Here is a 17,242-nt window from a genome sequence, read left to right on the forward strand (position 1 = left end):
TTATTATTTTATGAGATTGCCACGCTCTTTACGTTCGCTCGCAATGACGGTTTTAGTTTTTAACGCAAATAACATCAATACATTATGTTTTTCCAAACAAAATAACTAATTGTTACAACAATAAATGATACTATATACAAAGCATAATTAAAAACATATCCTGTTTGTATTTTGCCGGTAAGAACGCTAAAGCAATTAACGACTCGTGAAAAACCGTTTGGTCCAAAACGATCGATTATTTGCTGATCGCCAAGATAAAATAAAGAAGCTAAACAGTTAATAGGTTTCACAATTAAGCAATTATATATTTCATCGAAGTAATATTTATTGCGTAATATGTTGGAAATTAATACAAGGGGTGTCATCCCGCGGCTTGACCGCAGGATCCAGGCGTTTTTAATATTTTTACTGGATTTCCGCTTTTGCGGGAATGACATAACAGTACTTGACTTATATAAGTAAATCCCAGTAACAATTCCCACTATACCGACTGCCATAGGTAGTAGCTTAATATATAAAGGCGGGTGGCTAATTAGTAATTTATAAATATGTAAATTAAATAGGCTTGCATGGAAATAACCGTTTGGTTTGTCCATAGCAAGTAAATAATAGCCGATCATACCGCTAAAAAAGCTCCCGGCGACAAGTAATATAAGTGGATTATTCATTACTTTAGCCGGTTCGTGAGCATGCTCAAAAACATCTTTTTCTAGCTTAGTTTTGCCATGAAATACCAACATAATAATCTTCATTGAATAAATAGCGGTAAGTATTGCTGCTGCTATTCCAAAAATAAACATAAACGAGCCGCTACTATAAGCCGCTTCTAAAATCGAGTCTTTAGAGTAAAATCCTGCCAAAGGATAAATCCCTATTAGTGCAAGTGAGCCGATTAAGAAGTTGCCATAAGTTACCGGCATTTTATTTCTTAAATCACCCATTTTAAAAATATCCTGTTCGTGAACGGTATGTATTACGCTGCCGGCTGATAAGAATAATAAGGCCTTAAAAAAGGCATGAGTTACTAAGTGAAATATTCCGCTATTATAGGCAGATACTCCGCACGCCATGAACATATAACCAAGCTGACTGCAAGTTGAGTAAGCAATAATCTTCTTGATATCGCTGTGCATAATAGCAATGCTTGCAGCAAAAAGACAAGTAACACCGCCGATAATCGTAATAAATTGTAGAATTAAAGGGCTATATTCAAATAAATATGAGCAGCGTGCTACTAAGAATACTCCTGCCGTTACCATGGTTGCTGCATGAATAAGTGCAGATACCGGAGTCGGTCCTTCCATCGCATCAGGAAGCCATACATGTAAACCGATCTGTGCAGATTTACCCATACAACCGATGAATAATAATAAACAAATAATGTCTAGAATAGAAAAATGTAAAAATATTTTTATATTAGATAATAATTCTGCAGATGACAATACATCTTTGTAATTTGCTGAGCCACAATAAACAATAATCGTCATTACGCCTAAGATAAAAGCAAAATCGCTGGCTCTATTTATTATAAAAGCTTTAATCGCTGCTTTATTGGCTGATTCTTTTGAATACCAAAAACCTATTAGTAAATATGAGCAAACGCCGACGCCCTCCCAACCGAAAAATAACTGTAAGAAATTATCGCTAGATACTAGCATTAACATAAAAAAAGTGAATAAAGAAAGAAAAGACAAGAAGCGTATAATCCCCTTATCTTCGGCCATATAGCCAAGCGAGTAGATATGCACGATGCTTGACACCCATGTTACGGCTATAAACATTATGCTAGTTAGCTGATCGATGTAAATCGACCAATTTATTTTAAAATTTCCAACCTCAATCCATGGTAATAATTTAATATGGATTATATTCCCGTCTAAGCCTGCATCGCAAAATATTATTAATGAGAATAAGGCAGATAAAGATAAAAAGCCGGTTGCAATTACTTGCGCTAATTTTTTGTCTATTACCCTTACGAATAACCCGTTTATTATGCTAGATGCAAGCGGTAACATGATGATCATTATGCAAATATTTTGATACATCATTATCCCCACATCTGATTAATGTCAGTAATTTTAATGGAGCCTTTATTACGGAAATATATTAGTAATATTGCAAGCCCGATTGAGGTTTCGGCAGCTGCTACGGTTAAGAGTATAATACTAAAAATTTGTCCCGATAATTCTTGCATATGTACGGAAAATGCAACAAAATTTATGTTAACTGCAAGCAGCATTAACTCAATAGACATTAATATATTGATAATATTTTTGCGATGCATAAATAATCCAAACATTCCGATAGTAAAAACTAAGCTGCTTAAGATTAAATAATGATTAAGCGAAATATATTCATTCATATTTAATATTCTCAACACCTTTATTTAGAATAGGCTTTGTCATTAATACGGTATTTTCTTTATTGTGACGTAGTTGTTTTGATATATCTTGACGTTTTACTCCCTCACGCTTCTTTAGTGTTAACGTAATACATGCAATCATAGCGACAAATAATATAAGGCCCGCCATTTGAAACGGTAGCATAAAGTCTGTGTAGAGTATGCCTCCTATTGCTTTGGTATTTGAGATATTATTTGTTATGGTAAACGATACATTGGAGTTGAAATTAATATTTTTAGTACCAAGTAAAATAATTATTACTAAATCGGCAAACATAATCAAAGCTATAAAAATACTTAAAGCTAGATTTGCTTTTAGCTGCGTTATTGTCTTATTAAAATGCATATCTAGCATCATTATCACAAATAAGAATAATACTGCTACAGCTCCAACATAAATCACTATCAGCATCATAGCTAAAAATTCTGCTCCAAGCAAAATCATAAGCCCTGCACCGTTGATAAATGCAAAAATTAACCATAATACCGAATATACGGAATTTTTGCTTAAGACAACGCATACGCTACTGATAGTTATTAATGTTGCAAATAAATAAAAAAATATAGGCATGGTGTTTATATAGGTTGTGTCTTATCTCTATTTTATCCTCGTAAAACTCGTTTCACAACATTAGGTTCTTTCTCAATAATCTTAAGAAGTAATTTTGCAGCTCCGGTAGGTAATCTTCTGCCTTGTTCCCAGTTTCTTAAAGTTGCAACACTCACTCCAAATGTTGTAGCAAATTGTTGTTGTGTTAATTTTAACTTATCTCTTGCTTCATGCACGTCTATATTAGATAATTTTATATCATGTTTATTTGCTTTTAATTTTCCTTTAGTGTATAAAACAGCCTCTTGCATTCCAATTAATATATACTTTTGTCGGTTTGATTAGTATTTTTATTATTTATTTTTGCCTCGTCCGACATATAATTTTCCAATTCTTCAGTTAGTTTTTTTAATTCATTACAACTATTATGATTAATATTTTCCATCTTACTTTTTATAAAACCGGTTATTAAAAATACCGGCATATTTTCATTGTAGTAAAAATAAATTATTCTTATACTGCCACTTTTACCTTTATTATTACTACTTAAAGTAAATCGTAACTTTCTTCTTATACCTCCAGTGCCTTTTATTATATCACCTTGGTCAGGATTAGCAGCAATGTAATGTATTATTTCAAAGCATTCTTTTTCATTTAAATTATTCTTAGCGAATTTTTGAAACTCTAGAAGCTCAACAACTGAAATCAGTTTTTTACTCATAATAATTATACGCCATTGGCGTAGGAGAATCAATAAATAATTTTTGTTTAGTATCATGGATACCGTGGCAAGACCACGGTATGACAGAGTGCAAATTGGCTACACCAACAAAGCATTAGAAGAAAATTTCTTGATCATCGGAATAAATAAGCTTTCTAGTTCTTTGCGTATTTCTTCCTTGTTTTCTACTTTTTGACCTTCTTTACTTAAAGTTAGCTCGCCTTTTTCTACATGACCAAGTACAGCCTCAATGATTGCTTTTTTATCATGTTTACCATCCATATATCTAAGTGCAAACTTCTCAAAGAAATTAACGCCGATCGGTTCATGTTTTAAATTTGTAACCCACATAGAAGGTGTATGGGTTGCTTGATGTATCACCATTTTTGTTGTTTTAGGCTTATCAAGCTCAGGGTTATTTCGATGCTTCTGATTTGTAATACTAATATAACCTTGTAGTACTAGCTTCATTGCATTATTTAAAAGCTCAGCTTTGATTTCGTTTAATTTAGTATTATGTAGCTTTTTATTAGCTTCAGTGGTTATTTTCTCAAAGCTTAACGGATTATTTAGATTTTCGCTGAAAGTGTATAAAATAGCTTTCATATAAGGCGAACTAGTTGTTAAGTTAGAGTCTTGATTGCCGTTTAAGAAGAATTTTAAATTTTCGGAAGCATTATTAAGATCTACTTCTTTGAGTGGTTTTTCAGGCACTATATTAAAAATTATATTAAATTTCGTTATATCATCATTGTTAATATTTCTATTAATTTTCACATCACTATGACATAGTAAAGTGGTTCTAAAACGACGATTCGTAATGAAATCCATATATTGTTCGGTTCTAACTATATCGTTTACCGCTTTTAACTGCTCTACTACTTTCGGCGGCATATTACCGAGATACATAGTCGAAAGATTACAATCGGCTAAATATTGTAAATTGTGCTTTCTTGCTTCATTCATAAATTCATGGAAGTAGAATTGAGCATTTTCTTCTTCTAGATGATCATGACGTAAATAATGATCGGTTTGTTTAGCAAGTAGCCCTGCTTCGGTTTTTAATGCTTCTGCATAAGGAGTTTTAGAGTTTTCTAAGCTATCCTTAACAAATTCTAGTAACAATCTAGATTGAGCTATTCTATCCCGTACATTTGCAAATGAGCTAGAATGATACATCATCATATCTCTAATAGTACGGACCATATTCCAGCCAGGGAGGGTATTATAGCTAATATATGCTATTCCGTTTGGACTAAGATTTTTATTACAAACTTCAAAAATTTTATCTCTAACGGTTTTTGGTACCCAAGAAATTACGCCATGGCAAATTATATAATCAAACTTACCGAAAGAATCGTTAATATCAGTTATCGAACAATGATGGAACTCTATATTTTTTAATCCTAGTGCTTTAACATTTTTATTTGCTTCGTCAATTTGTACCTTAGACAAATCAACCCCAACAAAATAAGCTTTTGGATAAAGAACTGCATGTGGTATTAAATTACCGCCTGCTGCACAACCAAGCTCTAATATTTTTGCATTCTCGACTTCAGGAGCATTTACACCGAAAAGAGTTGCAAGTGTACTTAAGTGATAAGGATTTGTAAGAGCATATGGGTAGCTTTCATACGGTATTTCATCATAAGTGTTATGATCTGAAACCGCACCGTTAACAACGGATTGTGCGGAATGTGTTTTTTTTGCCATCTTATCATGACCGTTAGGGGTAGAAGAAGAGTTAGTAGCTTTTGGAGACATATTTTTCCCTTATGTAGTTGAATTATTCGTGTCATCCCGCGGGATGATGACATTTGTAGCTTTCATATAAATATTTCACAGAATTATTAAAATGGCAATCTATAAGTAAATCCTATGCCAAATTCTCCAACGGCTATAGTTTTTTTGATAGGATTTGTTGGCACGAATTGCCCCGTTTTCATATCAAGCGTATCATAATTAATTCTTACTCTATATGCCGTTTGTAATTTTGCAGTTGCATCAATACTTAAATTTGAAGTTACATCTTGTGAAATTCCAAGACCTGCTTGCCAAGCAACACAATTTTTATGAGTTTTTCTTACTTTAAAATAATCGCTATTTATAACACTCCACCTAGAAGAGGTAGGCTTAACTTTTACTTGTGCTATTCCACCTCCAAGTATTACAAAAGGTGTGAAAGTTTTTATTTTTTCTAAATCATAAATAAGATTTAGCATATATAGATTTGATAATACGGTAGTATTACCTGGGGTTTTAGGAATAGTGAGACCATTACTTAAATTTTGCTGAGGTAATACGTAATGCAGACTATATTTAGGTTGATAAGTTGCTGAGAATTCAATAGCTATCTGTGGATATATTATATAGCCTATTTTTCCACTATACATACTTGATTTTTTTAAAATTATTTCGGTATTTGAGTGTTTATGTCGGAATTTACTAACGACCGGTTCAATTATTCCGCCTTCTACTCCTATATAGAACCCTGTTTCTTTTGCGAAAGCAATGTTATTAAAAATGATGATAGTAATAAAAAATAATTTTAGTAATTTAGTCATTATAATTGCTTAAAAAATAAAAAAATATTATATACCCCCTTTATTAATGGTCAATCATATTTTTCCTAATTATGGAAGCAATTATACCAAATAGTAATAAAGTAATAGTTACAGTGAACGCAACATATTCCGGAATCGTTATATAATGATGAATAAATATTTTAAAGCTGATAAATATTAAAATTAAAGCCAAAGAATATTTTATATAACTGAAACGTTCTACAATTTCTGCTAAACAAGAGAATAACGCTCTAAGCCCTAAAATAGCAAAAATATTTGAAGTATAAATTATATAAACATCATTAGTAATTGCGAATATTGCCGCTATACTATCTATAGCAAAGACTAAATCTATTGCTTCTATCAGTACTAGAGATATAAAAAGGGGGGTGCAATATAGTTTGTTATTACGTTTAACAACAAATTTATCCCCTTCAAGGTTAGGGGTAATATTTAGATTTTTTATTATTGACTTGTAAATATAAGAATTCTGTATATCAAAAGTTTTATGTGATACATAGAAAGTTTTTATACCTGTAGCAATAAGTATTACGGCAAAAATATATAATAACCAGGCAAATTTATTTATAAGAATAATACCGCCGTAAATCATTACAGCTCTGAATATTATTACGCCTATTATACCGAAAAATAAAACACGATGTTGATATTGCCAGGGAATTTTAAAAAATTGGAAAATAATAGAGATAACAAAAATATTATCAAGTGACATAGCTTTCTCAATGAGAAAGCAAGTATAATATTCACGAGCATGATCTGCCCCCGTATTATAGTAAACATAGATACCGAATAAACAAGCTATTACAAGATAGAAAAGACTAAAAAGTACGCTTTCTTTAAAGCTCATTATGGTATTTTTTTTGTGTATTATTCCCAAATCCAGAATCAGTAAAGCAGCGATTACCGTATAAAAAATAATCCAACTCATTTATTTATCTCTTCATTTTATATTGCATGTGGAAATATAGTCCTCCATCAAACATAACTCTTAGCTGGAATCTTATAGTATTTTCTCCTTGTTTTAAATAACGCTTTATATCAATCGGTAAATTTTTAGCTTGTAATGCTTGACCTTGGTCATTTCCATTGTTACAGTACCTTTTCTCATCTAAAGAATCAATGTTAGTAGGGAAGCTAAGTAACTTTGTGCCGTTGACATATATTAATGTGCAATCATCATACCATAAATCTTTTACTTTAAAATACTCAATATCGTCCATTATTGCATCTAAAGTTACTTTGAATTCTACAGTATGCAATATTGTATTGTCCGGTTTATTTGTTGCAGTTATACGTGCTCCATCCTTTGGAAATGCCATAATGCTCCCATGTGGTACCGGTTTTTTGTTGAAGATATAGTCACCTATTTGAGTTACCGGATTATAAGGGGTCTCAAGTAATTGGTCTGATGGAAAGTCGTTATAACCAACTTTTATGGGGAATCCTTTAAATTTTCTACAGCCGACATTGTGGCCTAAAGGTTCAAACTCGACAACCTTTCTATCAAAATATGATAAACAATGGCGTTCTAAAGGTTTATTAGGATCAATAGGTATCCAATTCGTCGGGCATTTTCCTTTTGCAAGTTCTCCTATATCGCTTTCAGGCCATTCTGCATTACCGTGATTGTTACCGGAAGGAGCTTTCTCTGTGCTAGGAATTTTAGCACAAGTAGGTACTAATATAGGAGCACAAAGATTTAGCTCTTGCCAAGTTTTATCTCTTACATCCTCAGTCTCAGCGTTATATGTCGGCTCAGGAGGAGTATTGTTATCTCCTTTTGTATATGTCACTGTATAATATTTTGAAGGATCTACCGGTACTAATATTGGTCCTATGTTAGGTTTCGGCTCGATTCTATCTGTATAATCCCTACTTAAAACACATATTGGAGTATTAGCCTTGTCGTTATTGGTATAGCATTTACTCGGAATCTTATTTATATTGCAAGTATAAATTGTAATACCTCTTCCTGGACCTGACACTGTTTCTTCTAGAGTACAGCGCGTTAGATCTATATCTTTTTTACATAAGCTAAGATTTGGATATTTAACGTTATATTTATTTTTAAAATCTTTGCAATTTATAGTATCGTTGTTGTTGAGTTTAGCAAGTACACAATTTGTTGAGTCATGATTGTAACCGGGCATAGGTGATCCATCAGGTAAAGTAGGACGCAGCATAGGGGTACAATGTTGGAAATTTTTCGGCATCAAGCAGGCATGCGTTCCACCTTGGATATATTTACCATTTATATATTCTAAATATTTTAAATATACCGCACTTGAGTCAGGATTTCCATTACTATCATAAGGTGCTTTATCGTCTTTATATTTACCGTGAATAGTCAACTGATTTAGAGCATTCTCTCCTGAAAACGGCATAGCAATATATTTATCTTCCTTTGGATCTTTAGGTATAAACACAACGGAAGAACTATACTTATAACCGGCAAGCATTACTATGCTTTCTGTGTCAGTGGGGTTGGGAGGTGGAGGTCCGGCGTATGCTAACGGCGTTACAAGAGTGCTTGTTTCATCTATGATATTGTCGCCTTCTCTTACTTGTACTGACGCAATGAATTGCGGTTTATAATAAGCATCGTTGGGATTGCTATTATTAGTACAGGTAATTCCGGCATATTGCTTTGCACATTCATAAGCAGCTAAGCTGTAAGAATGATTTACTCGCGGTACACAATCTATTAAATTACCGGACTCAAATAAGCAAATATTATTAGGATTTTGCTTATCGTCTTCGGTATTACTAATAGAGACATAAAGCTTTCTATCTTTACCGTTGTTGTCTTTTAAGATGACATCTGTCTTTATAGGCATTAAGCTAGTTATATCTTGCTTTTGTACCTCAGGAAATTTTACGCTTACATCCTTAAATTCACCGATATTAACTCCCCACACTTTTTGACAGGTAGTTGAATTAGAACTTGGACAGTCCGGTATATCGCTTATGTAGTAATCGCTGGGTGTTTCTACATTTCCAATTTTCTGCGAATATACTATTCTAAATCCCTCATTACAACCGTTAGCCGTAACACTACATGGCGTAGAAATTTCTGTATTAATACATGGAGTGTTGCCTGAAGTATTCTTACACGATTTAATTAAATCTTTAAAAGCCGTATTAGTATGAGTAATTTTTGCTGAAGAAAAATCTATATTACGTGGTTCTACACAAGTTTTGAGGTCAGAACGAGAACTCGTGCAAAGCGGAACAAGATTGCTAAAGCTAACACGTATGGTATTATTAACAATATTGTTTTTAACATTAATATTAGATGGCACTACACAAGCCGGATTAGTAGAAGATTGGTCAAACTGGCCGCTTGCATCTTTTATGCTACATACATTATGAGCACTCGCACTAGTGCTAATATAATCTAAATTTGGACAATATGGTGGTGGAAAAGGCCCTAAAGGTAATTGTACACAACCAAAAGAATAGCTATCTACAGCACCGTTTAATGACCCAAGTGCTTCAATAATTTTTATTATTAAAGTAGGAAAAAAATTAAAAATCTCTCCTATTGCATTAAGTATTGATTGAAGTACTTTTATAAATTCTGAATTTTGATTTATCATACCAAGAAGCTGCCCTAATAAACTTGGTAAACTTACTCCTTTTATCGTTTCAACTAAAAATTTTAATATTTTTGCAATAGGGCTAAGTTCGTTAGTGCGATGAAGAGGTTGACGATTAGGATTCCAGTCCATCGGATCAAGATGTACACCAGAATCTGAAGCAAGGTTAACAAGTCCAGGATCGCTATAAGCACAAAGTTTAGGAGGTTTTAAAGTAATTATTTTTCCGTCTATACCGATTATCTTATTATCAGTTTCTGTATAACCGACTTTATTGAGATGTACTCCATCGGTATAACCTGGATCTGCAGGGGAAGGTGGGGCATTTATCCCGGGAGGTGGAGGCATATCCGGTACGGCAATTCTAGCACAGACTCTAGTTAGAGGTATACCGTAACCTGTAGGCCATAATACACATTCTCCATCCCAATGTAAAGTAGAGTTTTGGTGCCAACAAGCTATGGCATTACAGCTTTGAATTCTAATACGAATTTTTGGAGTAAAGTAACTACTATCAGGAGCTTCTTCTGCACATCTATTAAGTAAAAAACCGATAAATATACCTGGGTAATCAAATTTTAATAAACAAGTATCATTATTACGACCGTCACTTTTATTCCAAGGAGGACATAATGTGCCTGGTTTAAAAGGTCCTCTTGGCTTTGCATTGATGCCTCCATCCTTATTCCAAATTTCCGTTCTCTCACTTTGACCGCAATTACATGGATCGCTAAGACAAGTGACTATATCATCCCAAATAGATGCATATACATTAAATGAGAAAAATGAAAATAAGAAAAATAGTAAATATTTTTTTAACACTTTGAGTATTCTTTATGCTCGTTGTTTTTATAGTTCATAATAAATTATTGTCATCCCACGAGCTTGTAGCGGGATCCAGTCCTTTTTAATTTTTTTTGGATCCCATAATAAATCACGGGATGACAGAGTGAAATATTAGTCCGTATTTAACTCATTATATAGGTAATTAACCCAATTATCCGGAGGACCTTGGTGTTGTTCAAGTATTTTTTTATAAATATCCATTTCCTCCTGTCTGCTTGATAAAATACGGACAACTCCTATTAAAGCGGCAATACTTAATTCAGAAGCTATCGATTCATTATCCTTACTAATTAAGAACATTCTTGCAGAAAGTATTAGCTGTGATAATTTTCGTATTTCCGGCTTGCTTAAACCTAAAATTTTATCTAAATCTTCTATTTTAACGTCAGACGGTAGAATAATTTTAGTATTAATTAAATCAAGCCAAGGTTTTATAGTATATTTTGGATATGACTTAAGATAAATAAAATTGAAATTACTGACGAAAATACCGTTATTTTGAGACAAATTATTATAGATTAAATTTATATTATCATAATAAATCTCAGGTCTGTAAAGTTTATCAAAATTATCGGCAGCAAATATTTTAGGTTTTGTGCCAACTAGACTTAAATGATAAGTAAAAGCATAAATTACTGCTGCACTAATACTTTGGTGTTTCTTTAAATTATTATTAAATTGTTCTAAAAATTTTCTCTCCGTCGGGTAAAATTGTTTAGAAAACGGCTCATCAGAAAGTTTATATAAATTAAACCCTATAACTTTCCCTTCTTCAATGTTAAGAGACGATCCGTCAAATAATCCGGAATATAATTGTTCTTCAGTAAAAACTTTAAGTTTATCAAGTATTTGTATTCCTCCTTCCTCCTTAAAATCTTCTAATTTTAAAATATCGGAAAAAATACGTTTTTCTTTTTCAATTGATAAAATTTTATTTTTTAATTTCTCTAGAAAGGATATCTCTATTTCGCTAAGAGGTGAAATATAATGACCACTGATTAATTTTAAAAATTCTAAAATGAATGCTTGTGATTTTTCTGTATCATCTACTAAAAATGGATTGATAATTTGTTTGTCCGGTTCTAACCATTTGCCTTCTATTGCCTCGATAAAAATTTTAGAATCATTATTATTAGAGATATAAATTATTGTTGGATCGTATTTAGTCGATTCTGATATTAAAAAGTTCAATAATACGGTTTTGCCGGTTTTCCCCGTACCAAAGATGCAAGTATTACCTTTATTCGTTTTATCATGAAAATTCATGAAATATGGAGTACCTTTCTCGGTTCGCAGTAAAGTTATAGCCTTACCCCAAGGATTATATTGATTACCGAGTGTAGTATTATGAAGAGCGGTAAGAGAAGCAATATGCTCTACGGATAATGGCGACATTCTACGTATAAAGGCAAAGTTAGCAGGTAATTGCGACCAAAATATTTGCTCAATATTAATATCTTCTTTTACATGAATAATACCAAGTTTAAAAAGTTCGGTTGATGCTTTAGCTACGGCTGCATCTAGTTTATTTTCATCTTCTTCTATAACGGCAATTGAAATTTGCTGATTACAAAATTGACAATCTAAATTAGCTGCATCAAGCTTATTAATCCCTTTGTGATTAAGTAAAGTTGAGTCGTTAGTAATTTTTAGAATATAATCTTGACCACGCAATTTGGATATTACTTGTTTTTTGCTAACAAAGTAAAATATTTCAGTTATTATGAATTCAATCGGTAACTGTAAAAATTTATCCAGTGTATGAGAAGGAGTTTCATGATATTCTTTTATAGATAGTAAAGAAACGAATTTATTATTTTTCTCATGATCCGTAACTACCATTTTATCGCTGCTAATTGTATAAATACTTCTACCTATTGCATCGGATAAATCTATTATAGGTACCAAACAATCATTATTATTAAGGTTAGCTATGCGATTATATAAAAATAAAGGATTAGAAAAAACATTATCATTTTCAAATATTATACCGAGTTTTTCAGCACTGAATTCGTTTAAATCATTTAAAATATTATTAGTGATATTGTCTAATTTTTGAAAAGCTGAATCTAAGTAGTTATTTTCAAAATCAGTAATTAATTTATGAGATAAAGAATTTATTAAAGAGTTAAAATTTGTGATGTTAACTTTAGCAGAATCATGTACTATAGATATATATAAAGTATTAACGAATTTATCATTCCAATGGTTTTTTCTTTGCCATAAGGTATGAATATTTGCCGGTAATAATTTTTTGTAAGGAGTTGAATCGTCTAAGTTTTGTTTTTCTCGTATTGTATGTAGCCAAAAAGCAAAATCATAATCGGTTATATTCTTTTTTATAGAAACTCTAACCATTTCACGTAAATTTTGTATGTTATCACTTATTTTCTTTGAGGTAATGCCGTGTATTTTGATAATTTGTAGTAATTTACCGTCTTTGGTAAGTAAAGTATTTTCATTATAATGACATGCTATAGGTATAAAATTAGGAGCATTATAATTATATATATCTTTATCAAATTTTCGTAAACCACTAAACACAAATAACCTGAATTTAAATTATCGTTTTGTATACTCGTTCAACTTGAAAAATTGGCTACGTCGTCTTTGTAAGTCCTCGGATGCTCACGTATTAAGTATACGCTCCGCCCCTCGGTTTATAGACTCCTTGCTCTTTTCCAAGTTGAACTTCGTATAATAACTCTTCATTTCACAGGAGTATATACTAATGAACTTTGCCTGCGTGGATGCTAGAGGCGTCATTGCCAGCAGCCGTAGGTCTCTACTCGATGTCATTCCCGCGAAAGCGGGAATGACATAAGAGCCATGCAACAAAGCCAATTTAACAACAACTAGAAACTTTATATTTTATATTTAATAAACAATTATTCACTATAGGCAATGATTTTTTGTAATCCTCCCATGTAATTTATCAAGACATCCGGTATAGTTATTGATCCATCTTCATTCTGATAATTTTCAAGTATTGCAACCATAGTTCTTCCGATAGGTAATCCTGAAGCATTTAAAGTATGAACTAAGGTAGTTTCGTTACTGCCGAATTCTTTATATCTTGCTTTCATTCTACGTGCTTGAAAATCTCCACAATTAGAACAGCTAGCAATTTCGCGATATTGCTTTTGTCCCGGAAGCCATACTTCTATATCATAGGTTTTTTTTGCCGCAAATCCCATATCTCCGGTGCAAAGTAACATAACACGATAAGGAAGATTCAGTTTTTGTAAAATAGTCTCTGATGCATTAGTTATATATTCATGCTCATTTGTTGATTCTTCAGGGGTAGTAATAGATACTAGCTCAACTTTACCGAACTGATGTAATCTAATCATACCTCTTGTATCTCTACCGCTACTACCTGCTTCTGATCTAAAGCACGGGGTGTAAGCAACATAACGTATCGGTAATTTTTCTCTTGGTATAATAGTATCGGCGACCATATTTATTAAAGATACTTCTGCGGTTGGAATTAGTCTGTAACCATTGGTTGTTGCAAAAGACTCTTCGGCAAATTTAGGTAGTTGTCCTGCATTATACATAGCATTATCTCGAACTAATACCGGAGGTGATATCTCAAAGAAATCCCACTCTTTAGTATGAACATCAATCATAAAATTAATTAAAGCACGTTCTAGCTTTGCTAAATCACCTTTTAACGTTACAAATCTAGTTCCAGAAATTTTAGCAGTTTGTTCAAAATCCATTAAATTTAATTTTATACCTAGTTCAAAATGCTGTTTATTCAAAGCATTTGGATTTGTCTCTCCGTAAGTACGAACTAATTTATTCATACTTTCATCCATTCCGTAAGGTACTTCTTCGTCCGGAATATTAGGCAACATATTTAATAGTTCATTTAATTCGTTATTATTATTTAGATCCTGTTCAAGTGCTTCCAACTTCTCATTTATATGTTTGACATCTCTTTGTAACCCTTCAAATTCTTCGCCGCTTTTAGAGGCCATATTACCTAAAATCTTTGATTTTACCTTACGTGCATGCTGAAGTTCTTGAATTAAACTCGTAATTTTTCTTTTCTCTCCGTCGAGCATAGCAATTTTACTAGACATAGGTTCAATAAATCTTTGGCTAAGCTTTTCATCGAACAATTCTTTATTTTCTCTAATCCATTTGATATTTAACATTTAGTGTCCTCAGTTTTTCTATAAAATTACATATCATTATTGAAGTTTCATATAATAAAAGTAGCGGTATTGCAAGAGCAAACTGGCTTAAAATGTCAGGAGGCGTTAATATTCCTGCAATAATAAAGTTAATTACCACGGCAATGCATCTTTTTTGCTTAAGTGTTTGTACCTTAACTATTTTTAGTATATTTAATATCATTATCACAACTGGTAGTTGAAAGGCGACTCCAAAAGCAATAATTAAATGAATAACTAAATTTAGATACTCGCTAATTCTTGCTTCCAAAACTATCGGTACGATCATATCACGTTTTTCAAAACTAAGAAAAAAATTCCAAGCTTTCGGCATTACAAAGTAAAAAACAAAAATACTACCGCACCAAAATAAAATAGGCGACATAAAAAGAATAAAAGCGATAATTTTTTTTTCATGGCGGTGTAACCCGGGACTGATAAATAAATAACACTCCAAAGCAATTATAGGTATAATAATAGTAAAAGCAGTAAAAGCTGCAAGTTTAATATAGGTAAAAAATGCTTCTGTAAGCCCTGTATAAATTATATTTCGTACCGTATCACCGCTTAGCTTAGCAAGCGGTTTTAATAAAACACTATAAATATTGTCGCTAAAATAATAGCAAATAGCAAATATAATTATAAAAGCAGTAAATATTCTAAGAAGCCTTATTTTTAATTCTAATAAATGTTCTTGAAAACTATATAGTTTCATAAAAATTCTGACTCTTAATTTCGCAGAAATATATATATCAATATTATAAACTTTTTTTAATAATTGTCATATCTTTTTAGAAATATTCACAAAGCCTAGTTTCTTTCTATATATTTTATAAAATATCGGGATAAATAACATGCTAAACAGAGTATTACCTAAAAAGAATACAGGCCAAGTAAGATATTTTGCACAAATACCGCCAAGGCTAGCTAGAATAATACGGCTAAGCGAGCTAAAAGATGCAATAATAGAATATTGTGTGGCAACAAATTCACTATTGCAAAGGCTAGCAAAATAGATAGAGATAATAGTTCCTGCAAAGCCTGCACAAAAATTTTGTACTGTAACAGTTATTATAAATGTCTTTATATCATAGCCGATAGTAGCAAGAATCATAAACATAAGAGGTGACAATAATTGAATAACTCCACCAATTAAGACACTATGAAATATACCCATTTTTGCAGCTAAAACGCCGCTTAAAGCTCCTCCGACGATCATGATTAGTAACCCGTAAGCTTTGTAAATAACGGCAATTTCATGAGTAGTAAAACTTAAATCGAGCAATAAAGGCGAACTCATAGCCATAGGTATAGAATCCGCAGCCTTATATAAAAAGATAAACAATATAATTAGCAGTAAATATTGCTGTTCATTTTTTAAGGAGATAATACTTTTTTTAATAACTTCAAAATATTGTTGTAATCCTATTAAATGAGTAGTTGTATGGTGTATTTCTTTTGATTGTGGTTCTTTGATACATAAAATTACTATAGGTCCAATTAGAGTAATGAATAGAGCCGATTTATATACTGTATTCCAGCCGAAAATAATTGATGAATATAAAGTACCGACGCTGCCAAGTAACATACCTAAACGAAACCCTATGCTACTAAAGGTAAAAGCCATTGAAAGCTCTTCTTTAGATGTAGATCTCTCAATTCTATATGCATCAAGTACAATATCTTGTGTAGAACTGCAGGATGAAATAATAAATAAGATAATTGCAGTAATATATAAGTTATTACAAGGGCTTATGTTTAAGAACCCCGTCATCGCTAGGATTAAAAATATTTGTGATACCAATGCCCAGCCACGCCTGTGACCGAATTTAGAACATAAAAAAGGTATAGAGTATTTATCTATAAAAGGTGACCATATGACCTTTAAGCAATACGGAAAGGCAGCTAGTGATATCGAACCTATTATATCAGTGGTGTATTTTGCTTCGGATAATTGATATGGCACTGTAAAAAAAATTAAATTGAACGTCAGACCGGAAATTAAGCCTAAAAGTAAAATACCGATTAAATATGTATGGTTATTTATGTCATTCTTGCATGAATTGATCTTCAACGTCATTGTGAGGAAAAACTGTAAGTTGCGACGAAGCAATCCAGTAAAAAATTCTGATTTACAGAATATTCTATTATTATTTCTGGATTGCCACCACGCTCCTTGCAGTTGTGGCTTTGTTGCATGGCTTGCTTCCACTTCTGTCATCCCGCAAGTTTGTAGCAGGACCCAAATACTAATATTGTTAGTATTTTTAGTTGTTTTCTGGATACCGTGGTCAAGCCATGGTATGACACCGAACACGTTTTTTGAGCCATGCAACAACGCTTTCAGTCGCTCGCA

At 32.3% G+C, this 17,242-nt stretch carries 14 protein-coding genes; all 14 read right to left on the minus strand.

The genetic code is table 11. The features are described from left to right. Positions 1-74 precede the first annotated feature (74 nt). Positions 75-2,048 carry an NADH-quinone oxidoreductase subunit L gene (gene nuoL / locus RSIB_RS02005; RefSeq protein WP_004997344.1) on the minus strand — a complete coding sequence of 658 codons (1,974 nt, stop codon included), beginning with the start codon at positions 2,046-2,048 and terminating at the stop codon, positions 75-77. Further along, positions 2,048-2,362 (minus strand): NADH-quinone oxidoreductase subunit NuoK, encoded by a 315-nt coding sequence (nuoK, locus tag RSIB_RS02000; protein WP_004997347.1) that lies wholly within the window; start codon positions 2,360-2,362, stop codon positions 2,048-2,050. The genes nuoL and nuoK overlap by 1 nt, the downstream gene beginning before the upstream one ends. After that, positions 2,355-2,972 (minus strand): NADH-quinone oxidoreductase subunit J, encoded by a 618-nt coding sequence (locus tag RSIB_RS01995; RefSeq protein ID WP_004997352.1) that lies wholly within the window; start codon positions 2,970-2,972, stop codon positions 2,355-2,357. The genes nuoK and RSIB_RS01995 overlap by 8 nt, the downstream gene beginning before the upstream one ends. A 32-nt stretch (positions 2,973-3,004) precedes the next feature. After that, positions 3,005-3,262 (minus strand): helix-turn-helix domain-containing protein, encoded by a 258-nt coding sequence (locus RSIB_RS09860; protein ID WP_004997354.1) that lies wholly within the window; start codon positions 3,260-3,262, stop codon positions 3,005-3,007. A gap of 5 nt (positions 3,263-3,267) precedes the next feature. Next, a complete protein-coding gene (locus RSIB_RS09865; protein WP_081440475.1) occupies positions 3,268-3,729 on the minus strand; it encodes a type II toxin-antitoxin system RelE/ParE family toxin in 462 nt (153 codons plus the stop codon). Positions 3,730-3,771: 42 nt separating this feature from the next. After that, complete coding sequence (locus tag RSIB_RS01980; RefSeq protein ID WP_004997358.1) at positions 3,772-5,436, minus strand: methyltransferase regulatory domain-containing protein; 1,665 nt, start codon at positions 5,434-5,436, stop codon at positions 3,772-3,774. Between the two features lie 86 nt (positions 5,437-5,522). After that, positions 5,523-6,236 carry an outer membrane protein gene (locus RSIB_RS01975; RefSeq protein WP_004997361.1) on the minus strand — a complete coding sequence of 238 codons (714 nt, stop codon included), beginning with the start codon at positions 6,234-6,236 and terminating at the stop codon, positions 5,523-5,525. 43 nt (positions 6,237-6,279) lie between these two features. Continuing rightward, positions 6,280-7,185 carry a TerC/Alx family metal homeostasis membrane protein gene (locus RSIB_RS01970; RefSeq protein WP_016728362.1) on the minus strand — a complete coding sequence of 302 codons (906 nt, stop codon included), beginning with the start codon at positions 7,183-7,185 and terminating at the stop codon, positions 6,280-6,282. A gap of 4 nt (positions 7,186-7,189) precedes the next feature. After that, entirely contained in the window at positions 7,190-10,678 is a 3,489-nt protein-coding gene (locus tag RSIB_RS01965) for a hypothetical protein (RefSeq protein WP_004997365.1), read from the minus strand. A 135-nt stretch (positions 10,679-10,813) separates the two neighbouring features. Continuing rightward, a complete protein-coding gene (locus RSIB_RS01960; RefSeq protein WP_004997367.1) occupies positions 10,814-13,246 on the minus strand; it encodes a VirB4 family type IV secretion/conjugal transfer ATPase in 2,433 nt (810 codons plus the stop codon). Between the two features lie 84 nt (positions 13,247-13,330). After that, positions 13,331-13,546: a palindromic element RPE5 domain-containing protein gene (locus tag RSIB_RS10490; protein ID WP_081440476.1), complete on the minus strand. Its 216-nt coding sequence runs from the start codon at positions 13,544-13,546 to the stop codon at positions 13,331-13,333. Between the two features lie 44 nt (positions 13,547-13,590). Beyond that, entirely contained in the window at positions 13,591-14,868 is a 1,278-nt protein-coding gene (gene serS / locus RSIB_RS01955) for a serine--tRNA ligase (RefSeq protein ID WP_004997369.1), read from the minus strand. Next, a complete protein-coding gene (gene tatC / locus RSIB_RS01950) occupies positions 14,846-15,601 on the minus strand; it encodes a twin-arginine translocase subunit TatC (protein WP_004997372.1) in 756 nt (251 codons plus the stop codon). The genes serS and tatC overlap by 23 nt, the downstream gene beginning before the upstream one ends. 66 nt (positions 15,602-15,667) lie before the next feature. Beyond that, complete coding sequence (locus RSIB_RS01945; RefSeq protein ID WP_004997375.1) at positions 15,668-17,203, minus strand: MFS transporter; 1,536 nt, start codon at positions 17,201-17,203, stop codon at positions 15,668-15,670. Positions 17,204-17,242: the final 39 nt, after the last annotated feature.

This window comes from Rickettsia sibirica 246 (genome assembly GCF_000166935.1).
Classification (GTDB): Bacteria; Pseudomonadota; Alphaproteobacteria; order Rickettsiales; family Rickettsiaceae; genus Rickettsia; species Rickettsia rickettsii.